Annotated in this window: 26 protein-coding genes; 11 read left to right on the plus strand and 15 right to left on the minus strand. The window is 58.1% G+C overall.

Annotated features, from left to right (window positions below; all coding sequences use genetic code 11):
- The first annotated feature begins 2 nt into the window (after positions 1-2).
- Genes lpxB through NMB43_RS09180 form a run of 4 tightly spaced genes read left to right on the plus strand, consistent with a single transcriptional unit; the run spans position 3 to position 3448 of the window.
- Complete coding sequence (gene lpxB, locus NMB43_RS09165) at positions 3-1145, plus strand: lipid-A-disaccharide synthase (RefSeq protein WP_494351850.1); 1143 nt, start codon at positions 3-5, stop codon at positions 1143-1145.
- Positions 1142-1735, plus strand: a complete 594-nt coding sequence (rnhB, locus tag NMB43_RS09170; RefSeq protein WP_494351851.1) for a ribonuclease HII — start codon at positions 1142-1144, stop codon at positions 1733-1735. Before lpxB ends, rnhB begins: the two co-directional genes overlap by 4 nt.
- A gap of 7 nt (positions 1736-1742) precedes the next feature.
- On the plus strand, positions 1743-2549 hold the full coding sequence (locus NMB43_RS09175; protein WP_494351852.1) for a TrmH family RNA methyltransferase: 807 nt from the start codon (positions 1743-1745) through the stop codon (positions 2547-2549).
- Between the two features lie 47 nt (positions 2550-2596).
- Positions 2597-3448, plus strand: a complete 852-nt coding sequence (locus NMB43_RS09180; protein ID WP_494351853.1) for an SPFH domain-containing protein — start codon at positions 2597-2599, stop codon at positions 3446-3448.
- A gap of 7 nt (positions 3449-3455) precedes the next feature.
- Here NMB43_RS09180 and NMB43_RS09185 read toward each other — a convergent pair whose 3' ends face one another.
- Positions 3456-4082, minus strand: a complete 627-nt coding sequence (locus tag NMB43_RS09185) for a trimeric intracellular cation channel family protein (RefSeq protein ID WP_494351854.1) — start codon at positions 4080-4082, stop codon at positions 3456-3458.
- On the minus strand, positions 4079-4528 hold the full coding sequence (smpB, locus tag NMB43_RS09190) for an SsrA-binding protein SmpB (protein WP_494351855.1): 450 nt from the start codon (positions 4526-4528) through the stop codon (positions 4079-4081). The genes NMB43_RS09185 and smpB overlap by 4 nt, the downstream gene beginning before the upstream one ends.
- 80 nt (positions 4529-4608) lie before the next feature.
- Here smpB and NMB43_RS09195 point away from each other — a divergent pair, with 80 nt between their 5' ends.
- Positions 4609-5052, plus strand: coding sequence for a type II toxin-antitoxin system RatA family toxin (locus tag NMB43_RS09195; protein ID WP_494351856.1), 444 nt, complete (start codon positions 4609-4611; stop codon positions 5050-5052).
- Entirely contained in the window at positions 5049-5366 is a 318-nt protein-coding gene (locus tag NMB43_RS09200) for an RnfH family protein (protein WP_494351857.1), read from the plus strand. The genes NMB43_RS09195 and NMB43_RS09200 overlap by 4 nt, the downstream gene beginning before the upstream one ends.
- 54 nt (positions 5367-5420) lie before the next feature.
- Here NMB43_RS09200 and NMB43_RS09205 read toward each other — a convergent pair whose 3' ends face one another.
- On the minus strand, positions 5421-5912 hold the full coding sequence (locus tag NMB43_RS09205; protein WP_494351858.1) for a DUF4124 domain-containing protein: 492 nt from the start codon (positions 5910-5912) through the stop codon (positions 5421-5423).
- 86 nt (positions 5913-5998) lie between these two features.
- On the opposite strand from NMB43_RS09205, the gene guaB reads away from it, so the two are divergent.
- The 3 genes from guaB (at position 5999) to NMB43_RS09220 (ending at position 10415) form a co-directional block, all read left to right on the plus strand.
- Positions 5999-7459 (plus strand): IMP dehydrogenase, encoded by a 1461-nt coding sequence (gene guaB, locus NMB43_RS09210; protein ID WP_494351859.1) that lies wholly within the window; start codon positions 5999-6001, stop codon positions 7457-7459.
- 84 nt (positions 7460-7543) lie between these two features.
- Entirely contained in the window at positions 7544-9127 is a 1584-nt protein-coding gene (guaA, locus tag NMB43_RS09215; protein WP_494351860.1) for a glutamine-hydrolyzing GMP synthase, read from the plus strand.
- A 331-nt stretch (positions 9128-9458) separates the two neighbouring features.
- Complete coding sequence (locus NMB43_RS09220; RefSeq protein WP_494348244.1) at positions 9459-10415, plus strand: IS30 family transposase; 957 nt, start codon at positions 9459-9461, stop codon at positions 10413-10415.
- Positions 10416-11131: 716 nt separating this feature from the next.
- On the opposite strand, the gene NMB43_RS09225 is transcribed toward NMB43_RS09220, so the two are convergent.
- The 10 genes from NMB43_RS09225 to NMB43_RS09270 form a co-directional block, all read right to left on the minus strand.
- A complete protein-coding gene (locus NMB43_RS09225) occupies positions 11132-11572 on the minus strand; it encodes a hypothetical protein (protein WP_494351861.1) in 441 nt (146 codons plus the stop codon).
- A 514-nt stretch (positions 11573-12086) separates the two neighbouring features.
- The gene (locus NMB43_RS09230; protein ID WP_494351862.1) at positions 12087-12515 is read right to left on the minus strand and encodes a hypothetical protein; all 429 of its coding nucleotides are present in this window, start codon (positions 12513-12515) and stop codon (positions 12087-12089) included.
- Positions 12516-12628: 113 nt separating this feature from the next.
- Positions 12629-13465, minus strand: a complete 837-nt coding sequence (locus NMB43_RS09235; protein ID WP_494351863.1) for a hypothetical protein — start codon at positions 13463-13465, stop codon at positions 12629-12631.
- Between the two features lie 452 nt (positions 13466-13917).
- Positions 13918-14331, minus strand: coding sequence for a hypothetical protein (locus NMB43_RS09240; RefSeq protein WP_494351864.1), 414 nt, complete (start codon positions 14329-14331; stop codon positions 13918-13920).
- Between the two features lie 93 nt (positions 14332-14424).
- Positions 14425-14937, minus strand: a complete 513-nt coding sequence (locus NMB43_RS09245; protein ID WP_494351865.1) for a hypothetical protein — start codon at positions 14935-14937, stop codon at positions 14425-14427.
- Between the two features lie 131 nt (positions 14938-15068).
- On the minus strand, positions 15069-15416 hold the full coding sequence (locus NMB43_RS09250) for a hypothetical protein (RefSeq protein ID WP_494351866.1): 348 nt from the start codon (positions 15414-15416) through the stop codon (positions 15069-15071).
- 150 nt (positions 15417-15566) lie between these two features.
- Positions 15567-15863: a hypothetical protein gene (locus NMB43_RS09255; RefSeq protein ID WP_494351867.1), complete on the minus strand. Its 297-nt coding sequence runs from the start codon at positions 15861-15863 to the stop codon at positions 15567-15569.
- A 93-nt stretch (positions 15864-15956) separates the two neighbouring features.
- The gene (locus NMB43_RS09260) at positions 15957-16286 is read right to left on the minus strand and encodes a hypothetical protein (RefSeq protein ID WP_494351868.1); all 330 of its coding nucleotides are present in this window, start codon (positions 16284-16286) and stop codon (positions 15957-15959) included.
- A gap of 1400 nt (positions 16287-17686) precedes the next feature.
- A complete protein-coding gene (locus NMB43_RS09265; RefSeq protein ID WP_494351869.1) occupies positions 17687-18040 on the minus strand; it encodes a hypothetical protein in 354 nt (117 codons plus the stop codon).
- A gap of 99 nt (positions 18041-18139) precedes the next feature.
- Complete coding sequence (locus NMB43_RS09270; protein ID WP_494351870.1) at positions 18140-18505, minus strand: hypothetical protein; 366 nt, start codon at positions 18503-18505, stop codon at positions 18140-18142.
- Between the two features lie 202 nt (positions 18506-18707).
- Here NMB43_RS09270 and NMB43_RS09275 point away from each other — a divergent pair, with 202 nt between their 5' ends.
- Positions 18708-19664 (plus strand): IS30 family transposase, encoded by a 957-nt coding sequence (locus NMB43_RS09275; protein ID WP_494348244.1) that lies wholly within the window; start codon positions 18708-18710, stop codon positions 19662-19664.
- A 57-nt stretch (positions 19665-19721) separates the two neighbouring features.
- On the opposite strand, the gene NMB43_RS09280 is transcribed toward NMB43_RS09275, so the two are convergent.
- Together NMB43_RS09280 and NMB43_RS09285 are read right to left on the minus strand one after the other, a co-directional pair.
- A complete protein-coding gene (locus NMB43_RS09280; RefSeq protein WP_494351871.1) occupies positions 19722-20501 on the minus strand; it encodes a hypothetical protein in 780 nt (259 codons plus the stop codon).
- A 93-nt stretch (positions 20502-20594) separates the two neighbouring features.
- The gene (locus NMB43_RS09285) at positions 20595-20969 is read right to left on the minus strand and encodes a DUF7079 family protein (protein WP_494351872.1); all 375 of its coding nucleotides are present in this window, start codon (positions 20967-20969) and stop codon (positions 20595-20597) included.
- Positions 20970-22062: 1093 nt separating this feature from the next.
- Between NMB43_RS09285 and NMB43_RS09290 the strand changes: the two genes are divergently transcribed.
- Complete coding sequence (locus NMB43_RS09290; RefSeq protein ID WP_494351873.1) at positions 22063-23067, plus strand: integron integrase; 1005 nt, start codon at positions 22063-22065, stop codon at positions 23065-23067.
- Positions 23068-23178: the final 111 nt, after the last annotated feature.

A 23178-nucleotide genomic window follows, 5' to 3' on the forward strand; every position in this document is an offset into this window, starting at 1 on the left:
CTATGCGAATTGCCCTGGTGGCAGGAGAGGCCTCGGGCGACATGCTCGCGGCCCATCTGATCCGCGCACTCAAGAAGGCTTACCCCGAGGCGCGATTCTGCGGCATTGGCGGCCCCAAGATGGAGGCCGAAGGTTTCGATGCCTGGTGGCCGTCGGAGTTGCTGGCGGTCAACGGTTATGTCGACGTCCTGCGGCGCTTCAGGGAGCTGTGGAACATCCGCGCGGATCTGCTCAAGCGCCTCAAGGATGACCCGCCCGATCTGTTCATCGGCGTCGACGCACCTGACTTCAATCTTGAAGTCGAGCGTCGCCTGCGGCGTGCCGGCATCAAGACCGTGCACTACGTGAGTCCGTCCATCTGGGCGTGGCGTGGCAAACGGGTGCACAAGATCAAACGGGCCGCCGATCTGGTGCTGTGTCTATTCCCCTTCGAGCCTGCAATCTACGAGCGCAATGGCGTACGCGCGGCCTTTGTCGGTCACCCGATGGCCGATCAGATTCCACTTGAGCCGGATCGCGCGGCAGCGCGTACCGAGTTGCAACTGACGGGTGAGGGGCCGGTCGTGGCGCTGCTCCCCGGCAGCCGGGTGGGAGAGGTCACGCACCTTGCGCGGCTGTTCGTGGAGACAGCCCAGGGCCTCTATCAGCGTTACCCCAACATCCGCTTCCTGGTACCCCTGGTGACGCGGCGCACCCGCGAGCTGTTCGAGGAGGCCCTGTACGCGGCGAACGCCACCGAGTTGCCGATCAAGATCATGTTCGGACATGCCGACCTGGCCATGACCGCAGCCGACGTGGTGCTGGTTGCCAGTGGTACGGCCACGCTGGAGACCGCGCTGCACAAACGTCCCATGGTCATCACCTACCGCATGGGCAAGTGGTCTTACCGCATCATTTCGCGCATGGCCTACCTGCCTTACGTGGGCCTGCCCAACATCCTGGCCGGCGAGTTCGTGGTGCCGGAGTTCCTGCAGGACGCGGCGACCGTACCTGCGCTGGGTGATGCTATCGCCAAGCTGCTCGACGACCGCACGGCGCGGGAGGCGCAGGAGGCGCGCTTCATGCAGATGCATCTGGCCTTGCGGCAGAATCATGCGACGCGCGCGGCGGAAGCCATTGCCGGCCTGCTGGGGCGAGCAGGGTGAGCACGAGCCGCCGGGTCTGCGGGGTGGATGAGGCGGGCCGTGGCCCACTGTGCGGGCCCGTGGTCGCGGCGGCGGTGATCCTCGATCCGGCGCGTCCTATTATCGGCTTGAACGACTCCAAGAAGCTCAGCGAACGCAAGCGCGACGCCCTCGCGCCGCAGATTCAGCGTGACGCGCTGGCCTGGGCGGTGGCTGAGGCCAGCGTGGAGGAAATTGACCGTCTGAACATCCTGCATGCGACCATGCTGGCAATGCGCCGGGCAGTGGAGGCGCTGGGCAACGTGCCGGACGAGGTGATCGTGGACGGCAACCGGGTGCCGACGGGCTTGCCGTGTGCGGCTCGTGCCATCGTGCAGGGCGACGCGTTGGAGCCGGCGATCTCGGCTGCCTCCATTCTGGCCAAGACGCATCGCGACGCCTTGCTCAAGTCGCTCGATGCGCGCTACCCGGAATACGGCTTCGCGCAACATAAGGGCTACCCGACGGCGGATCATCTGGCGGTACTGAAGCGTCTGGGCCCGACGCCAGAGCATCGCCGCAGTTTCGGTCCGGTGAAGCAGTTGCTCGACCAGCCGGACTTCTTTGCCTGAGACGGGCATGAAGGCGATCAGCTCACGCGACAATCCCCTCATCAAGCACTGGCGCGGCTTGCTGGACGATGCGCGCTACCGCCGCCAGTCCGGCGCGACCTTGCTGGACGGTGCGCATCTGCTGCAGGCCGCGGCTGACGCCGGCATTGCGCTGCGCTGTGTGGCGGTGACTGCGCAGGCGAGGGCACGTGACGAGATCATCGGCCTGCTCGAAAACCTTGTGCCGACCCGCTGCGAGCTGGTCGAATTGCCCGAGGCCTTGATGCGGCAGGTCAGTCCGGTCGAGACCCCCAGCGGCGTGGTGGCCGAGATCGAGTTGCCGGCTGCGCCGACCGGGTTCGATCCTGGGCGCGATGTGCTGTTCCTGGAGCGCATCCAGGACGCCGGCAACTTGGGGACCTTGCTGCGTACAGCCGCCGCCGCCGGCCTGCGGCAGGTGAAGCTGAGCCCCGGTTGCGTCCACGTGTGGTCGCCCAAGGTCTTGCGCGCCGGCATGGGCGCCCATTTCGTGCTGAGCATCGAGGAAGAGGTCGCTGGCGCCGACTTGCTGGTGTCATGGTCTGGGCCTAGCATCGCCACGAGTCTGGCGGCCGATGCACACGATCTCTACGCGCTGGACCTGCGCCCGCCCTGCCTGTGGTTGTTTGGCTCGGAGGGGAGCGGACTGAGCGAGGCGCTGTGTTCTGCCGCGAGCCTGCGCACGCGTATCCCGATGGCGGCGGGCAGTGAGTCGCTGAACGTGGCGGCGGCTGCCGCCGTGTGCCTGTTCGAACAGTCGCGCCAGCGTCGCGCTGACGCAGCTCATCCGGCCTGAGCGCGGTCTGCCTCGGGTCTCGTTGCATCAACCAGCAAGGAGGCATCATGGAGAGTCTGATCGTCGTCGTCGCCATCCTGGTGTTCGTGGTCATCACGATCGCCAAGGGCGTGCGCATCGTTCCGCAAGGTGAGGAATGGGTGGTCGAGCGCCTGGGCAAGTACAACGGCGTACTCAAGCCGGGCCTGAGCATTCTGGTGCCCTACCTGGACGACGTAGCCTACAAGGTCGTCACCAAGGACATCATCCTCGATGTGCAGGAGCAGGAGGTCATCACCCGCGACAACGCGGTGATCCTTACCAACGCAATTGCCTTCATCAAGGTGACCGACCCGGTGCGTGCGGTGTACGGCGTGACCAACTTCTCCGAAGCGATCCGCAACCTGGTCATGACCACGCTGCGCTCCATCGTCGGCGAGATGGAGCTGGACGAAGCCCTGTCCTCGCGCGACAAGATCAAGGCGCGACTGCGCGAGAGCATTTCCGACGAGGCGCTGGACTGGGGTATCAGCATCAAGACGGTGGAAATCCAGGACATCAAGCCTTCGGAGTCCATGCAGAAAGCAATGGAAATGCAGGCTGCGGCAGAACGCGAGCGCAAGGCCTGGGTGACGCGTGCTGAAGGCGAGAAGCAATCCGCCATCCTGCAAGCGGAGGCGCGCCTGGAATCCGCCAAGCGCGACGCCAATGCGCAGGTCGCCCTGGCCACCGCCAGCGCGGAGGCGATCCGTCGCGTGAGTGAGGCGATCGGTGATTCCACCACGCCGGTGCTCTACCTGCTGGGCGAGAAGTACATTCACTCCCTGCAGAGCATGAGCAACTCGGAGAACGCCAAGATCGTGATGCTGCCGGCCGATCTGCCGGAGGCGCTCAAGCAGTTTGTCGGCGGCCGCAAGTAGGCGGGGCTCAGACGCCGTCGTCAGGCGTCCAGCGCGGCGCCTGCCAGCGGAACGCCATCGCACCTAGCCGCAGGCCAGTGGCCACCACAAAACCGATGATCGCGCTGGTTGAGTGGCTCAGGCCCCAGGCCTGGGCGCCGACCAGGCTGATGGCGCCCGCAAAGGCCGCCGTCGCGTACAGCTCGCCGGGCAGGAAGATCAGCGGAATGTCGTTGCACAGCATGTCGCGCAATACTCCACCCAGTACGCCGGTGATGACGCCCATGAGGCTGGCAACCAGCCAGGGGCTGCCATGGTCCAGTGCGATCTGCGTGCCGAGCACCGTGAACAGGCCCAGGCCCAGCGCATCGGGCACGAGGAACAGGCGCGGGTGGAGGCGGGTGGCACGCACCGCGAAGAAGCTCAGCGTGGTCGCCAGCAGGGCGGCCACCAGGTAGGTCTGGTCAGCGACCCAGAACACCGGGCGATCCAGCAACAGGTCGCGAACCGTGCCACCACCTGCTGCGGTCGCCAGTCCTACGGCGGTGGCGCCCACGATGTCCATGTTCTTGCGCCCGGCATCCAGCGCGCCGGTGATGGCGCACACCGCGACCGCGGCGATACCGATCCAGTACAGCAGCTCGGGAGGTGTCACGATCGCTTATTGCGCATCAACTGGGCCTTTTCGCGGTCCCAGTCGCGCTTCTTCTCCGTTTCGCGCTTGTCGTAGTTTTTCTTGCCCTTGGCCAGGCCGATCTCTGCCTTGATGCGTCCTCGCGTGTAATGCAGGTCGAGTGGCACAAGCGTGAAGCCGGCGCGCTCGACCTTGCCGATCAGGTGGTCGATCTCGTGGTCATGCAGCAGCAACTTGCGCGTACGGGTGGGGTCCGGATTGACGTGGGTGGAGGCCGTCGGCAGTGCGCTGATGTGCATGCCGATGATGAACAACTCCCCATCGCGCAGGAGCACGTAGGCTTCCTTGATCTGGGCGCGGCCGGCACGGATCGCCTTGACCTCCCAGCCTTGCAGCGCGAGGCCTGCTTCGTAGCGCTCTTCGATGAAGTAGTCATGGAAGGCCTTGCGGTTGTCGATGATGCTCATGCCGTGTCAGTCTGCGGTCTTGCCGTTCGGATAGAATCGCCCATTTTAGCAAGCGCCGCCCCCGGCGCCCGGCGATCCGCATGGCTGAAGTCAAAAAGCTGGTCCTGATCGAACGCAGTGCGAGTGAAATGTTCGAGCTGGTTGATCGTGTCGAGGACTATCCCGCCTTTCTGCCCTGGTGCGGCGGCACCCAGGTGCTGGAGCGCACGCCCGCACTGACCGTGGCGCGCCTGGAAATCAACTACCACGGCATCCGCTCGCACTTCACGACGGCCAACAGCAAGGATGCCCCGCGCCACATGCGCCTGGTTCTGCGCGACGGCCCATTTCGCAAACTGGATGGTGACTGGCTCTTCACGCCGCTCGGCGAAGCAGCCTGCAAGATAGAGTTCCGCCTTAGCTACGAGTTCTCCAGCAAGATGCTGGAGAAGGTCGTCGGGCCGGTGTTCAGCCATATCGCAAATACCTTTGTCGACGCCTTCGTCAAGCGCGCCGATCAGATTCATGGAGGCCCCAAGCCGTGAGCAACGTGATCCGTATCGAAGTCTGTTACGCCTTGCGCGAACGTCAGGAACTGGTTGTGCTGGACCTGGCGGAAGGAAGTACCGTTGCCCAGGCCATTGAGGCCTCGGCCATCTGCGCCAAGTATCCGGAGATCGACCTCGCGACCAACAAGATTGGTGTCTTCGGCAAGCTCACCAAGCTTGACGCGGTGCTGCACGATCGTGATCGCGTCGAAATCTACCGCCCCCTCATTGCCGACCCCAAGGAGGTGCGCCGCAAGCGCGCCGACGAGGGCAAGGCGATGAAGAAGGGCGGCGGCGATCTGCCTGCCTGAAACAAAAAACCCGGCTTAGCCGGGCTTTGCATATCTGGATTGCCGCTGAGGCCCTTACTTGCAGTCGCGGGCGATCTGGTTGCGGGCCTTCTCAGCCTCCTGCGCAAGCTGTGCGTCGGTCAGGAACTCCTTCTCCCCCTTGGCATTGGCCCGGGTCACACGACCGCCACCCTCATACAAGGACAGATTGCTGCGCATGGCCTGGCAGTAGGCTTCACGCTCCGCCTTGACCTGGTTTTCCTTCTGTGCCTTTGCTGCAGCTTCGTTCTGTGCCGCCTGGCGCTGGCGGAATTCCAGTTCCTGCTCTTTCATTGTCTTGGGGCCGCTGGCCGTGACTGGCGCGACCGGTGCCGAGCCGGCAACGGGAGCAGGCGCTGCCGCCGCAGCGCGATTGCCGCCCTTGACCGTGGTCTTCACCTCCACCTCGGGCGGCGGTTGGTCGGAGGCGTGCTTGACCCCCTTGCTGTCCGTCCAGGTATAGATCTGAGCCGAGGCCGTGCTGGTGACAAGCCCCAGGCACAGAACAGAGAGAACCTGCTTCAACATGAGCACCTCTTGCACTTCCAACTGGTTGTTTTGCGGGCGCTTATCGACACCTGTATAATGCCGATTTGCCGGTAAGGATTATAGACATGCGTTTGATCCAGAAGGCGCTGACGTTTGATGACGTTCTGCTCGTTCCTGCTCATTCCAATGTATTGCCCCGCGATGTCAGCCTCGCTACCCGCCTGACGCGCAACATTCACCTGAATCTTCCGCTCGTGTCCGCAGCCATGGACACGGTCACCGAGTCGCGCCTGGCCATTGCACTGGCCCAGGAGGGCGGCATCGGCATCATCCACAAGAACCTGTCAGCGCAGCAGCAAGCGCAGGAAGTCGCGCGCGTGAAGCGTTTCGAGTCCGGCGTGCTGCGCGATCCGATCACGATTCCACCCACATTATCGGTGCGCGAAGTGCTGGCGCTGACCCGTCAGCACAAGATTTCCGGTCTGCCGGTCGTGGATGACGGACACGTGGTCGGCATCGTCACCAACCGCGACCTGCGCTTCGAGACCAATCTGGACCAGCCGGTGGCTGGGGTCATGACGCCGCGCGACCGCCTCGTGACAGTGCGCGAGGGCGCCACGCTGGAAGAGGCCAAGCGCCTGATGCACAAGCACCGCCTGGAGCGTGTGCTGGTGCTGAATGCGGAAGGCGACCTGTACGGCCTGATCACCGTGAAGGACATCCAGAAGGCCACCGAGCACCCGCTGGCCGCCAAGGATTCGCATGGCCGCCTGCGCGTGGGCGCGGCGGTGGGCGTGGGTGCCGGCACCGAGGAGCGCTGCGAGCTGTTGGCTGAAGCCGGCGTGGACGTGATCGTGGTTGATACCGCGCACGGTCATTCGCAAGGCGTGCTGGACCGCGTGCGCTGGGTCAAGAAGAACTTCCCGCAGGTTGAAGTGATTGGCGGCAACATCGCGACCGGCGCGGCCGCGCTGGCGCTGGTCGACGCGGGTGCTGACGGCGTCAAGGTCGGCATCGGCCCGGGCTCCATCTGCACCACGCGTATCGTGGCTGGCGTGGGTGTGCCGCAGATCACTGCCATCGACAACGTAGCGACCGCACTGGCGTCAACCGGCGTGCCGCTGATTGCCGACGGCGGCATCCGCTACTCGGGCGACATTTCCAAGGCCATCGCGGCCGGTGCCTACTGCGTGATGCTGGGCGGCCTGTTCGCCGGCACCGAGGAGGCGCCGGGCGAGACGGTGCTGTACCAGGGCCGGTCCTACAAGTCCTACCGTGGCATGGGTTCGTTGGGGGCGATGCAGCAGGGTGCGGCCGATCGCTACTTCCAGGATGCCGAGAACAATGCCGACAAGCTGGTGCCGGAAGGCATCGAAGGTCGTGTGGCCTACAAGGGAGCGGTTGGTGCGGTGATTCACCAATTGGCCGGCGGTTTGCGTGCCTCCATGGGCTACGTGGGTTGCGGCAGCATCGAAGAGATGCGCGCGCGTGCCGAATTCGTCGAGATTACCTCGGCCGGCATTCGTGAGTCGCATGTTCATGACGTGCAAATCACCAAGGAAGCCCCGAACTACCACGTGGATTGATTTCCGCGTGATGCAAGTACCAGGAACGGCCGGCTGATTGCCGGTCGTTTCGCTTTTCAATTCCATTTCGACACTACGACCGCCATGCACGACAAGATCCTCATTCTCGATTTCGGCTCCCAGGTCACCCAGTTGATTGCGCGCCGCGTGCGTGAAGCACACGTGTTCTGCGAGATTCATCCTGCCGATGTCAGCGACGAATTCGTGCGCAGTTATGGCGCCAGTGGCGTGATTCTGTCGGGCAGCCACATGTCTGCTTACGAGGAGTCGACCGACAAGGCGCCGCAGGCGGTGTTCGAGCTGGGCGTGCCCGTGTTGGGTATCTGCTACGGCATGCAGACCATGGCGCATCAACTGGGCGGCAAGGTGGAGCCGGGCAAGACGCGCGAATTCGGCTACGCCGAAGTACGGGCACATGGCCACACCAAGCTGCTCGACGGCATTGAGGATTTCCGTACGGTCGACGGCCACGGCATGCTCAAGGTGTGGATGAGCCATGGCGACAAGGTCACCGAGCTGCCGCCAGGCTTCAAGCTGATGGCTTCCACGCCGTCCTGTCCGATGGCCGGCATGGCCGACGAAGCGCGCCGCTTTTACGCCGTGCAGTTCCACCCGGAAGTGACGCACACGCTGCGTGGTGCCGAGATCATCCAGCGCTTCGTGCGCGAGATCTGCGGCTGCAAGCCCGACTGGATCATGGGCGACTACATCGCCGAAGCGGTGGAGAAGATTCGCGAGCAGGTGGGCGATGAGGAAGTCATCCTCGGCCTGTCGGGCGGTGTGGATTCCTCTGTCGCGGCGGCGCTGATCCACCGCGCCATTGGCGATCAACTCACCTGTGTCTTCGTGGACCATGGCCTGCTGCGCCTCAACGAAGGCCAGATGGTGATGGACATGTTCGCGCGCAACATGGGCGTCAAAGTCATCCACGTCGATGCCACGGCGCAGTTCATGGGTAAGCTGGAAGGTGTGTCCGACCCCGAAGCAAAGCGCAAGATCATCGGCAAGGAATTCGTCGAGGTCTTCCAGACCGAGTCCGGCAAGCTGAGCCGTGCCAAGTGGCTGGCGCAAGGCACCATCTACCCGGACGTCATCGAGTCAGCCGGCGCCAAGACCAAGAAGGCGACCACGATCAAGAGCCACCACAACGTCGGCGGACTGCCCGACACCTTGCACCTCAAGTTGCTGGAGCCGCTGCGCGAACTGTTCAAGGACGAGGTACGCGAGCTGGGCGTGGCGCTGGGCCTGCCGCACGAAATGGTGTACCGCCATCCCTTCCCGGGGCCGGGCCTCGGCGTGCGCATCCTGGGTGAAGTGAAGAAAGATTTCGCTGACCTGCTTCGTCGCGCCGATGCCATCTTCATCGAAGAATTGCGCAAGACCGTCGACGAGAATTCCGGCAAAACCTGGTACGAGCTGACCAGCCAGGCCTTCGCCGTGTTCTTGCCGGTCAAGAGTGTGGGTGTGATGGGTGACGGCCGTACCTACGAATATGTAGTGGCCCTGCGTGCCGTGCAGACGCAGGACTTCATGACTGCGCACTGGGCGCATCTACCTCACGACTTGCTGGGGCGTGTTTCGAATCGGATCATCAACGAGGTGCGTGGCATCAATCGAGTGGTCTATGACGTCTCAGGTAAGCCGCCCGCAACCATTGAGTGGGAGTGAAGTTGGGTCATTCGTGGCCATTGTCGAAAAGAAGGTTCTGGAGGGGACTTGCGCTCAACAGCGGCTTTGGTGCACGAATCCGTCCGAAGGCGCAACTCCCTTGACCCCACCGGATTTATGCCACGCGCACGGTTTGAACACCAATTCACTGGTGGTTAACGTTGAAAGTAACCGGCAATGGAGCGAACCCAAAGCGCAGCTTTGGGCTGTCCCGCTCGACTGCCATGTTAGCCAGCGCGGATTCAAAGACGAAGTGCAACGCTCCCTGAAATAGGCGGGCGAACTGGGATACTGAACGCTTCCATTTCCGGCCAAGAAAAAGGAAGCGTTGATGAATAAGTACCACCAGCTCACCCGAGAGGAACGATACCGCATAACGGGGCTGCGGCTTGCGGGATTCTCGCAAGCGCAGATCGCCCAGCAGATGGGGCGCGCAGCCAGCACGATCAGCCGAGAGTTGCGGCGAAACCGCACCCATCACGACGGCCACTATCGCGCGGAGAAAGCGCACAAGTACGCCACGGCCAGGCGACGGCGGGCACGGCGCCGCTCCTGGTTCAGCCCGGCACAGTGGCAACAGATCGAAGGGTGGCTGCGCCAGAAATGGAGCCCGGAACAGATCAGCGGCACGCTGCGGGCAGCCGGGCAGTGGCGCATCAGTCCTGAGACGATCTACCGCCATGTCCTGCGCGACAAGCGTGCGGGGGGCACGCTCTTCAAATGCCTGCGCATCATGTGCAAGGCGGTGCGCAAGCGGTACGCCAGCAAGGATTCGCGCGGCGTACTGGCGGGCAAACGCCATATTTCCGAGCGGCCAGAAGAGATTGAACAGCGCCTGTACCTGGGGCACTGGGAAGGTGACACGGTCATCGGCCAGGACAAGCATCACTGCATCCTCACGCTGCTGGAACGCAAAACCGGCTACGCCATCATCAAGAAACTAAAGGCCAGGACGAGCGCACAAGTTACGCGGGCCGCCAGCCAGGCACTCACCGAACAGGCGGGTCGGTTTCATACCCTCACGCTGGACAACGGCACCGAGTTCCACGACTACAAGGCACTCGAAGCCCGTTTCCCTGTCACCTGCTACTTCGCCACCCCGTACCACTCCTGGGAGCGCGGGGCCAACGAAAACCTCAATGGCTTGATCCGTCAGTACCTCCCCAAGGGCACTTGCATGAGCCAACTGAGCCAAGCTCACTGCGACTGGATCGCCAATGAATTAAATACTCGACCCCGCAAAAGACTTCAATTCAAAACCCCCAAGGAGATTTACCATGCGTCCTGACTACCGTTGCACTTCAACGTTGAGACTACGCCGGCACAGAAAGGACATACGGATGGGCTGCACATACTTTTCAGGGCCGGGTTTTGTTGGGCACATCTGCCACGGAGACCACTGGGTAAATCTTGAGCCATACGGCGCAAAGGTTTGGTGCGATCATCATAACTACCTTGGCCCAACTTTTTACCGGAGCGAGGCCGCAATCAAGCCGATTGTTGTGCCGAGCAAAAAGACTTGGGATGCGTTCTGCAAATGGAGCGCGACTTTGAAGCCTAACGTAGAAGTAAGCGGCCACCGGAGCGCGCAGCGCGTAGGGAACCACAAGCGCAGCTTGTGGTGGTCCGCTTGACTGCCGGGTTAGCCGAGAATTGGTTTAAAAGTTTCACTGCGCCGAACTCCGGCCAGCCTGACACCGAAAACCCGCGTGCCACCGGGAAAAACTGTAGCAAGCCACCACGAACTACGGAAGAAACAACTGGGCCGGATTTGAGCGCCACGAATCTTCCCAACGAACCGTTCATGCCCAACGATGAAGTGGCGCGAACACTCACGCCCTCCCAACTTACAACTCAAGCCCGAGAAACCGATGGGGCCTGAGGCACGATTTTCAAACACCAAAACCCCCATGGGGCTAACGTGGAAGTGAGGGGCAGCCGGAGTGCGAAGCACGGAGGGAACCAACAAGCGCAGCTTGTTGGCTGTCCCGCTCGACTGTAGGGTTAGGCGTCACTCGACATGAGTGTGACAAGTGCTAGCTCTCCGCTGGGATTGAACTCGTAGTGAGCCGAGTACTCAGGAAATTGGCCTTTGATCCAGTCGTACTTTGGGTGCCCGGTTGCGAATGAAATGCCCGCATCTTCGAGGGCGCGTTGCGCCTCTTCACGAGAAGAGTAGAAAGGCACTCCCACAATCGCTGAGTCTACTTTTGCGAAGCCGTCTCTTGGGGATACATACGCAAACACAGTTTTAAGGACCTGATTTTCGTTAAACATCAACTGGAAACCTGCGTCATAAGCTGACACCCAGTAGATGTCTTCGATACCTTCATTGAGACGATCGAATTCATATACGACGCTCAACTCAAAGTCTTCAAGTAGCTCGATGAGCTCATCACTTTTGAGTGCTAGATCGAGCAGGACATTGAGCTGCAATTGATGCATTGTGAAAGTACCGGACTGGTTGGTCGGAAGCGCCGAACTCGCGTTTTGTGACGACTAACGTAGAAGTAAGCGGCCACCGGAGCGCGTAGCGCGTAGGGAACCACAAGCGCAGCTTGTGGTGGTCCGCTTGACTGCCGGGTTAGCCGAGAACTGGTTTAAAGGTTTCACTGCGCCGAACTCCGGCCAGCCTGACACCGAGAACCCGCGTGCCACCGGGAAAAACTGTAGTAAGCCACCACGAACTACGGAAGAAACGATCAGGCTGGATTTGAGCGCCACGAATCTTCCCAACGAACCGTTCATGCCCAACGATAAAGTGGCGCGAACATTCACGCCCTCCCAACTTTCAACCCATGCCCGAGAAACCAACAGGGCCTGGGGCACGACTTTCAAACCACAAAACCCGCTTGGGGCTAACGTTTGACGTGAGGGGCGGCCGAAGCCGCGAAGCGGCGGAGGGTATTTGCAAGCACAGCTTGCAAACCGTCCCTCTCGACGGAATTGTTAGACATTTCTACGGATCAGCGCGCTGAATATCAGTCTTTCCATTCATGTCGATAGATAAACGGAAGTATTTTGTTTCTTTGTCTCTGACGAGAGTCTCGCGTTGAGTCCATTCGTCTTGACCTAAGGCGCAAAGAGCCTTGCCTTGTGGGTCTCGGCCAGCCCGAAGAAGAACTTCGCCTGGAGAAACAAAGAATGCCGACGTTTCTCCCACATCTAGCCTTGCAGCCACGGTGCCATTGATTGATAAGGCATAGAAGCAGCCACCGCCGAGAAAGCCTTCGTCACGAGTAACGATGAGCTTGCCTGAAGGTCCTTCGGGTTTATTTTGAAAAGCAAGTACACGGTCTGCTGGAGCCTGCTTTGCGGAGGTGGTGGGAACTGGTGTTGTGGCGCAACCAGTGAGAGCGAGTGCAATGAAAAGGAAAAATGCTTTCATAGCGGAGTGATCCTGGCTATAGCGTCTAACGTAGAAGTGAGGGGCAGCCGGAGCGCGTAGCGCGGAGGGAACCAACAAGCGCAGCTTGTTGGCTGTCCCTCTCGACTGAATAGTTAGATTCGTTTCCATTCGATGCGGATCATCATAAGTGCGTCTCTGGTTAAATTGTCCTCAACGTCAAGCAGGTCTAGCTTTCTCATATCATCAATCGCAGCCTCAGCAATTTCAGCCTTGTTCTCCAAAAATAGCCTCCTTATTTTTGACAATGGCAACGGCTCATCAGCCTCGTTAGCAGGGAGTGACTGTTTCAGTCTTCCAACGACATATCGGATCACTTCCCGTCTCATGCCGGAATCAGGAGACCTGGGGTGTCGACTTGCTTGCATTTGGCGCAATTCGAGCCGCGCCTGTTCTAGTTCTTCATTCTTCTGAGCGAGATTAGCAAAAAGCGCATCCTTTTCATGTACCGCAAGCTTTGCTTTTTTGGCCAGCTCTTCAATCACCGCCCGTTGCTCTGCCTCTTTACGTTTGATTTCTTCTTCTTCCTTTTTGACGTCAGATGGAGATGCGCCATAGTGCGGCATTCTGTCAAGACGGTCTCTCATGCCAGAATATCCTTCATCGAGATGCCTCAAGCGTTCCCCGAATCCGGCCTCGATTCGCCCTAGGATTTCGGACATCTCCTTGGTGAATTTGTATGTGTTGTCGTAGAACTGATTACTTGCCTCGTTCGCTTTGAAGTAAAACGCGACAGACAGAGCCACAGAGAACAGCGCGAGTACAAGTGACAAAAAATCGTTGAAAGAGAAGCTGGCCAGATCAACTTTTATCTCAGCGTTGAGTGCCTTCCATGCGACGATCACTATTAATAGGATCAGCAGTAAGTCCCTCATAAATTGCAGAGATAGGAATCCTTTTCTCTGTGGTGGGTTATTTATTTGATTAGTCACTTATGGCGCTCCGGTAAGTCTTGAGTGAATCTAACGTTTGAGATAACCGGCGGCACCCAGCTTGCCGGGTGACGTCCGGTTGATTGAGGGGTTAGGCAGCGAACCACCACTGCCCGCATGACTTGGTGAACCAGCGAGACACCGCAGCCGAGCGGCGGCTTCCCGAGCTGACTTGGCCGTGCCGCAACGAACTCGCGAAACACTCGCTGCGACCTGAAAACCGAGCGAGTGTTCGAACGTGCCGGCCAGGCCGCCGATTGAACCAACCGCGTCGACCGAACCAGCACGGCGCTCGCCACGCGAGGGCCAACGATGGCAGGCAACAGACTCCTCGCGCAAGAACCAACCGCCACTCACCTCGGTGCCCCGCTGTCTAACGTAGAGCTAACCGGCGCTGCGCGGCATTATCGCGCAGCGTCCAGAGAGCGAAGCGAACGGGGTTGAGCGCCGGGTTAGGCCAATTTTCGCCAAGCATGCAGTTCATTTTTAGCAAACACGGTGAGCCATGAGGCGAATTGCGGATCAAAGGCTATTCCAAACTTTGGGCTTACGATAAACCCATGCGCTTCAAAAGATTCTTGGTCGAGCTTTGCCACTGCGTAACCGAGCTCAGCAAACGCAATCTCGTTCATTTTGGTCGAGCGCAAGGAGCAGCCATCAATTTGGAAGTACTCCGAATTCAACGTTGTTTCGACAAGCACTTTGTCGTCTTTCGAGAGGCGAAACGTGTAGGCCTCATAGACAAGCTCTACCTGTCCAATGCTATTGGATTGCCTTGTGAATTCGCTTCCCAAGGCTGATGCAACAGTTTCCTCGGAACAGCCGAACGGAACTCCAATTGCGCTGATGTAGGGGATGATTCGCATTTGGCCTAACGTGGAAGTGAGGGGCAGCCGGAGCGCGTAGCGCGGAGGGAACCAACAAGCGCAGCTTGTTGGCTGTCCCTCTCGACTGCAGGGTTAGATTTCATTTTCACGACTAAGCACCGGCGATGGCGGTTGGTGTTCAATGACATCAATGCCCCCTAAAGAGAACGGATCAATCGTGTACTGGTCTTCGCCCAAGTAGCGACTATGGTAGTTCGGCTCTGCAATCACTGAGCTAGGGGCGCAAACCGTGCGCAACACAACACCACCGGAAGGGACTGAATTTAAGCCGCCAGCAAACATTTGTGCGGTTTCAATTTTTGGCGTCCATGCCAATCCGATTTTCCCTTCCCGCCATCTTTCGATGTTTTCGCCTCGATACAATGAAACTTCGCTTCCCGCGTAGGGCTTGAGCATGTGACGAAGAAGCGCGACGAGCTTTCTATCATCTGATATTTGTTCGCGCATTCGCGCCCCACCTTCAATCCAGTAGGTTTCAAAAACCCCCGAGGCTTCTTGGCTGGGTGTCGGCTGCATCAGCAAAGTATCTGCCAATGCTTTCCATCCATTGCACTTAGTCACTTCTCGCAGAGCGTCGAGATTCATTGAAATCTAACGTTTGACGTGAGGGGCCGCCGTAGCGGCGAAGCCGCGAAGGGAACCCACAAGCGCAGCTTGTGGGCGGTCCCTCTCGACGGAATGGTTAGGCGTTTTACCGGTAGGCATGGCAGTGAGCACTAGAGCATGAGTTTTGCAAGTAAAGAAGAAACTAAACTAAATTCGCCAACCAGAAATAGGCATATTGCTATAAAAAAGAATAAAGCAACGGTAAGCCAAAATTGAACGGGCTTCGTTTCAATGGATACAAACATGCTCCCCGGAAAGAAGCCATTCACAAAGCATTGGTAGGTAGTAATAGAAACAAGTACGGACATTGCAATTGATGCAACCGAAAGGAGTGTTGGGCGCCACTGGCTACCAACAAGAAAACAAACTCCTATGGAAATAACGACGATGCCTAAAGAAACAATCGACCAGAGAGTTGCTGCTCTGGAAAAAGTTGAATAGTAGGCATGGCGCTTCATTGACGTACTTGAGCCTAACGTGGAAGTAAGCGGACGCCGGAGCGCGAAGCGCGGAGGGAACCACAAGCGCAGCTTGTGGCGGTCCGCTTGACTGTAGGGTTAGACCGGACTTTGAACAACGCCCCGGTTTTACGGAATGTCAGTTGACGACTACTCATAGAACTTCCCGGCGTGAAGGATATGAGCTGCGCGCCGCCATGGATTTTCTGGTTTTTCATAAAGTGGTAAGCCAGAAATTGATGCGCTCCCCCAAGCCTCTGCTGCCTCAAGCATTGCCCCGATTGTTCCATTTTCCCAACCGAGCGCGCCAGATGAATAAGGCGACGAAGGTTTCTCATTCTCGATTTTCTTTTCTTCGTGCCAATCAGCACTGAGTGCCCCCAGAAAATTTAGGAAGGATGCTTCATCGTGAACTGCATCTGCGAGTGCGTGAAGATCGATTGCCATTGGAGCAAGGTCTAACGTAGAAGTGAGGGGCAGCCGGAGCGAAGCGCAGGGAACCACAAGCGCAGCTTGTGGCTGTCCCGCTCGACTGCAGGGTTAGACGTCGTCTTCGGCATCGCTATCTTCATACGCTTCACGTGACCATTGTTGCGTGGGTGTTTCACGGTAGGCAACCCAGCCAGCAGGCAAATCGGCGAGCTGAAAGAGTGATTGGTCGCGCTCCATCATGCAACCGAGGCACACGAGCTTTGCATCTTCAGATGCATTTGTTGTGCCACACATAAATTGCCACTCACCATCATGATCGTGATAAACCTCAAGAATCGGGCGAGAGCCGTCAATCACGTACTTCGTAGTGAACGAGGCAGAATTTATTGGCACATTAAACGGCCAATCCGATTCTGAGAAATTATGCGTATGGCTCATTGAAGACGTCTAACGTAGAAGTGAGGGGCAGCCGGAGCCGCGAAGCGGCGTAGGGCACCCAAAGCGCAGCTTTGGGCTGTCCCTCTCGACTGCCGGGTTAGCGGAAGCCCGCTGGAAAGCAGGCCGGCGATGCGAACCGCCCCGAACCGACTGAACTGTGCCACACGAACTGCGTGAATTCTTGTGCGCCCACAAACGGCAAACAGGAGCCAGAACGGCAACGGCCGGCACATCGGCCAGGCGGGTTTGCGAAGTACCCCGCGCCAAACCGGGATGGGTTGTGTAGGGCTGATTAAAAAGGATGGGGCTGCGTGCTGTGCCGAGTTCAGCACGGGCTGGGCATGGAAGCGAAAAGGAAAACCACCGCGCTCGCAAAAGCTTTGGCTGGGATTTCGTTTCGCTTAAACGCATGGCGCTAACGTTTGACGTGAGGGGCCGCCGTAGCGGCGAAGCCGCGGAGGGAACCCACAAGCGCAGCTTGTGGGCGGTCCCTCTCGACGGATTGGTTGGGCGGCATTGGTTTAGGCAAGAGAAATGTACTCTCGGCTGTAATTCTTGGTCTGGTGGAGGTTAGCGACTACGCTCGCGCACCCAGCGAATGAATAGAGAAAATATTGTAATGGAGAGCGCGGCATTTACTGCCATTAGGACGGAAAACCAGAGTGGTGATGAAGTGAAGCTAGCGTGGAAGAACACCCCACGGGACCTACCAGGGAGTAAAAACGGAACCTCACCGAACAGCAAGCCGACAAGAAATGAGCCGGCTGAAGAAAAGCCAATAAAAAGGACTAGCCACCCGAATAACGATATCGACCGCAGGAGCGACTTCTGCTCCCTAGGTGGAGCGTAATCAGGGCCAAGCCTCGAAAACAAGCGCCGCATTATGCTGCCTAACGTTTGAGGTGAGGGGCGCCGAGCGTAGCGAGGAAACCCAAAAGCGTAGCTTTTGGGCGTCCCGCTCGACTGAATTGTTAGCCAAAAACTTTGACAATTCATCAGCCACCGCGCCGGACGCCAAATAAACAAGAGCACGGAAAAAGCCGTGCCACCGGGACAAAACTAAAAACATCAACGAACCCGAACGCCAAATTACAAACCTATCGGGCAAACCGAAGATACAACGCCTCACGATCAAGCGACACGGCAAATCTCAACGGCATGAACGCCGACAACGAAAAGAGTGACGCGGCGCTCACAATGAAAACCAACTCCCAACCTGGCGCGCTCTCGATTCGGAGCCCACCGGCACGACGCTCAATTCACAACCGAAACAAAGAGGCTAACGTGGAAGTAAGCGGACGCCGGAGCGCGAAGCGCGGAGGGAACCACAAGCGCAGCTTGTGGCGGTCCGCTTGACTGTAGGGTTAGAGCGCTTTCGCCAAATCCGTGATGGTTTTGAATTACAGAATCTCAACGGAAGCTCCCTGGGCTTGAACTTCAAGATCAATCCACGCAACGGGGCTAAATGTGGAAATGCCCTCAATGCCGTAGGTTTTCACATTGGGAAGATCCGAAGGCTCAATGTCCTGATAGATGCGCGGCTCTTTGAATTCTGGACTCTCTTTTGGATCACCGATGTATTCGGTGACTTCGCGCGTAGCGCTAGCTACGTTTGAGTAGGTGACCTTTACTTTCAACGGGCCGCCCGCAGCGCCCAAAGCAAAAACCTGAGACGCAATCACTACTAGCTCTCGGCCTGAAACCGAAATGCTTTCGATATTGCTCTCAGTCCAGTGAAGCTGCTCGGGAGACATGTGCGCTCTAACGTGGAAGTAAGCGGACGCCGGAGCGCGTAGCGCGGAGGGAACCACAAGCGCAGCTTGTGGCGGTCCGCTTGACTGTAGGGTTAGCCGTCACGTTGATACCTCGGAGATTTTGAAAGCATCAGCCGTGAAACCCCAACGAGCCCAGCCTAGTGAATGATTTCCGCCAAAGCTGAACCTCATTTTGTTTACTTGTTTCGCGGTGGCCTCAATCACTTTGTCTCCGATTGGATGAACATTGTCTGTGTGTTCGATCCATTCATTTGACGCGGGGTCCCAAAGAGATGACCACTCATTGATTGGGTTAAGGAACGACATCTCGATTCTTCTCGCCGGTTCCGTTGCCAAAGACATGCTATCGAAAACAAGGATGAACTCATCTTTTGATTTCTTGAGCACATGAAACGTTGTGTTGTTCCAAGCGAACTTACGAAATTCTTCAGGCGTATCGTTCATGGTTGGAAGACGGCTAACGTGGAAGTAAGCGGACGCCGGAGCGCGAAGCGCGGAGGGAACCACAAGCGCAGCTTGTGGCGGTCCGCTTGACTGTAGGGTTAGGGGACGCGGATTCAAAGACGAAGTGCAACGCTCCCTGAAATAGGCGGGCGAACTGGGATACTGAACGCTTCCATTTCCGGCCAAGAAAAAGGAAGCGTTGATGAATAAGTACCACCAGCTCACCCGAGAGGAACGATACCGCATAACGGGGCTGCGGCTTGCGGGATTCTCGCAAGCGCAGATCGCCCAGCAGATGGGGCGCGCAGCCAGCACGATCAGCCGAGAGTTGCGGCGAAACCGCACCCATCACGACGGCCACTATCGCGCGGAGAAAGCGCACAAGTACGCCACGGCCAGGCGACGGCGGGCACGGCGCCGCTCCTGGTTCAGCCCGGCACAGTGGCAACAGATCGAAGGGTGGCTGCGCCAGAAATGGAGCCCGGAACAGATCAGCGGCACGCTGCGGGCAGCCGGGCAGTGGCGCATCAGTCCTGAGACGATCTACCGCCATGTCCTGCGCGACAAGCGTGCGGGGGGCACGCTCTTCAAATGCCTGCGCATCATGTGCAAGGCGGTGCGCAAGCGGTACGCCAGCAAGGATTCGCGCGGCGTACTGGCGGGCAAACGCCATATTTCCGAGCGGCCAGAAGAGATTGAACAGCGCCTGTACCTGGGGCACTGGGAAGGTGACACGGTCATCGGCCAGGACAAGCATCACTGCATCCTCACGCTGCTGGAACGCAAAACCGGCTACGCCATCATCAAGAAACTAAAGGCCAGGACGAGCGCACAAGTTACGCGGGCCGCCAGCCAGGCACTCACCGAACAGGCGGGTCGGTTTCATACCCTCACGCTGGACAACGGCACCGAGTTCCACGACTACAAGGCACTCGAAGCCCGTTTCCCTGTCACCTGCTACTTCGCCACCCCGTACCACTCCTGGGAGCGCGGGGCCAACGAAAACCTCAATGGCTTGATCCGTCAGTACCTCCCCAAGGGCACTTGCATGAGCCAACTGAGCCAAGCTCACTGCGACTGGATCGCCAATGAATTAAATACTCGACCCCGCAAAAGACTTCAATTCAAAACCCCCAAGGAGATTTACCATGCGTCCTGACTACCGTTGCACTTCAACGTTGAGACTACGCAGTTCGCTCATAAAATGCTATTTAATCTATTGGGGATAATGTGAAGCCGATCCCTTCCAAGAGAAAGCATTTATTGTTGCTTGAAGAATGGACATTAGTTCCTTCATTGCATCTGGACTCACGTCAACTTCGCCATAGCAGCCATCTGCCATAGTATTTCCGTACCGCGAACCATTTAGAGAGTTTAATACCAGTACTTTCGCGTTTGGGGCATGAATCATGTTGTTGCTCATCCCCTTCAAATCCAAGGCTTTCCCGCCAACGCCGAGGCCCCGCGCTCTATCTTCTTTATGCTGGGCAGAATTTCTTACTGCGCGTAGATCCGGAAACTTTTGGCAAAACTGAGAATGTATATCAGGTAGTGAAGATGGGGCGTCTGGCTCATCGGCCAAAATTTTCAAAAACTTATCAAAAGAATCAAGTGCAAAAAGAAAAGCACGTGCATAAAGCAATGACGGCTCATGCTCAAACTTTCTTGGAAGTACGCCTCGGCTCCATTGTTCGCGCTTGAACATGATTTCAGCCTCGAAATCTAGTTTGCGAGAGAGTTCAAAATCAAAATTGACGCGATTTTCCGGTTCAAGTCCCTGCCGAATCTCCCTGCGTCGTTCATTGTCCTTCTCCCACTGGTCGCGAGTCATTTGATTGGTGGCGGCCTCTCTTGCGGCTACGAATAAATTCAATGCCACATTGGCTTCGTAAAAACTCGATATCAGATGATCGATGTGGTCTTCAAAAAATCGTGATCGGTCGCGATCATCAAGTTCAAGCCATGTGCCAGGTTTCGTAATTTCGAAGACGAACATTTATGGCCTGCCTAACGTGGAAGTGAGGGGCAGCCGGAGCGAAGCGCAGGGAACCAAAAGCGCAGCTTTTGGCTGTCCCGCTCGACTGTAGTGTTAGAGGGCTGCTGGTTCATTGGAACGCTTTTTCTCGATTTCTTTACGAACACGTAACCATGCCGAACAAAAAAACAGCTTGGCTGGATTAAGCCACCAAAATCTAGAAGAGCCTGTGCTGTGCTTCGCCAACACCCTTTGAGAAAGCCACTCACGGTCCCACCCTGCCCATTCTCCGACCATAGAAGCAAGGTTTGGACTTAGCGCAGGCCAAACCTCACTAAGGAGAATTTGATCTAGCTCCTTTAGTGAATAAGGAGACTCCGAACAGACGCGAATTACATATTCCAAGTGCGGCTCATTGTCCAAGAAGAACTCACCGAGCGCCTGCCAAACTGGAGCCCTAAGTTCGACGTCTTCGTGTGGCGAGTTCACTGTGCCCTCTAACGTTTGACGTGAGGGGCCGCCGTAGCGGCGAAGCCGCGAAGGGAACCTGCAAGCGCAGCTTGCAGGCGGTCCCTCTCGACGGAATTGTTAGGCTTCGGTGGGAGCATAGCGGGAGTTCTTGTCTTCTACGACACGGAAAGATTTGAACGCCAGCCCGGCATCAGAGCGCAATCAACAAGCACCGGGCAAATGCACTGCGGACATTCCAGGCCTTTAGCAAGGCCGCCAGTGACGATGCCGCTCGTAATGCGGTACTAATGGAAACCACTAAGTCGATTTTCGCCATCACACCGTCTGGTTACCTGGAGAACGAGTCGGCACCTGATGGTGGGCTGAAGATCGTCGAGGTCGTGAAGCACGCGACCCAAGCGGTGGCATCGGTCAAGTAGCGGGATCTATAGAACCGCAAGGAGATGCTGAGTTTCACCCGCTGGTCGTTACAGAACACTTGACGGATTTTGCTGCCCACCCAAGGTCTCAATGGTCAAGAATGTCCCCAATCAGTGGTCTGTCTGTATGACTTTGCCGTTTAATGATCCACCATTGGGCGCCTGTTTTAGTGAATGTGCCTTGTAGGGCTGGAGTTGTAGTTTCCTACAAACCCAATTGCGTGCAGTGGGTCGAAATGGGCGCTTACGAATATTGGGCGTGGCCTGGTAAGCAGCAAACCATAACGCCAAGTACGCCAGCAGAGCCAAGAGCATTACCCCCGAGACGATAGCGACCCAAAGCAATGACATTGATGCGCTCTAACGTTAAGTAGACGACATCTTGTCCAATAAACCTGTCTGATAACGCGCTGGACTTGATGCCAAGTGTTGATTAATCAATACCTTGGGACTTGAGACTGGTGCATATCCTGTCGGATAACACTTTCGATCGTCATGATGCCGATCACATCGTTGAGTGTGAAGTGGATCGCTGCTGCCTGCCCTTTCGGGAGGCTGAGCATCGTCGCTAGTTGGCAATGCAGTTCGCGTTTCTCAGGGCCTTCGGACCCGAACCCTTCTGACCTGTGGTTATTTACAGCATTTGATTGTTGTGTTTTTATACAGCAACCAGTGATAGGGGAGCAAGCGCCATGAGCAGCGTGGCTGGAGTGGGGGCTGTGGGTGGGCAGAAGGGGGTTTTGGCGGTCATGCGGGATCGGCTGCGCTTGAAGCACTACAGCTTGCGGACCGAGGATGCCTACCTGAGCTGGGTGCGGCGCTTTTTGCTCTTCCATGACCGGCGCCATCCGCGGGAGATGGGGAAGGTCGAGGTGGAGGCCTTCCTGACTTCGCTGGCGGTGGAGCGCAATGTGGCGGCCGCCACACAGGGGCAGGCTTTGTCGGCCATCCTGTTCTTGTATCAGGAGGTGTTGGGTCAGGCGCTGCCTTGGCTGGACGAGGTGACGCGCGCGAAGCGCCCGGCGCGCCTACCTTCGGTGCTGAACCGACGCGAGGTGACGGCCTTGCTGGATGCGGTGGAAGGTGGGCCGGAGATGGAGTTGATCGTACGCATGTTGTACGGCACGGGAATGCGTCTGCTGGAGTGCCTGCGTCTGCGCGTGAAGGATGTCGACTTCGTGCGCCGCGAGATCGTGGTGCGCGAGGGCAAGGGCAACAAGGATCGCGTGACGATGCTGCCGGCCAGTCTGCTGGAGCCCTTGCGCGAGCAGGTGCGAAAGCGTCAGGTGCAATATCGGCAGGACGTGGAGAAGGGGTACGGCAGTGTTTACTTGCCTCACGCACTGGCAGAGAAGTATCCGCGAGCCCCACAGGAGTTTCGCTGGCACTACGTGTTTGCGTCGGCGGCTTACTTGCGCGATCCGGTGTCGGGCGTGGTGCGGCGGCATCACGTGGATGAGAAGCGGGTGCAGCGGGCGGTGAAGAAGGCGGCGGAGCTGGCGGGTATTGAGAAGCAAGTGTCGCCGCACACTTTGCGCCATTCCTTTGCCACGCATCTGCTGGAAACGGGGCAGGACATCCGTACGGTGCAGGAGCTGCTGGGGCACAAGGACGTCAGCACGACGATGATCTACACCCATGTGCTCAATCGTGGCGGTTTGGGGGTGCTGTCGCCGCTAGACAGGATGGGGGCGTAGGCGTAGCGCGAGTTGCTCGGGTGGAACGCAGTCTGTGACTTGTATCGCCTGTGGGCTGGGGTTCTTTCGAGCAGTCAAGCTAGATTGAATCGACAACAAATCAAAGCCACT

It is taken from the genome of Uliginosibacterium sangjuense, assembly GCF_059132465.1.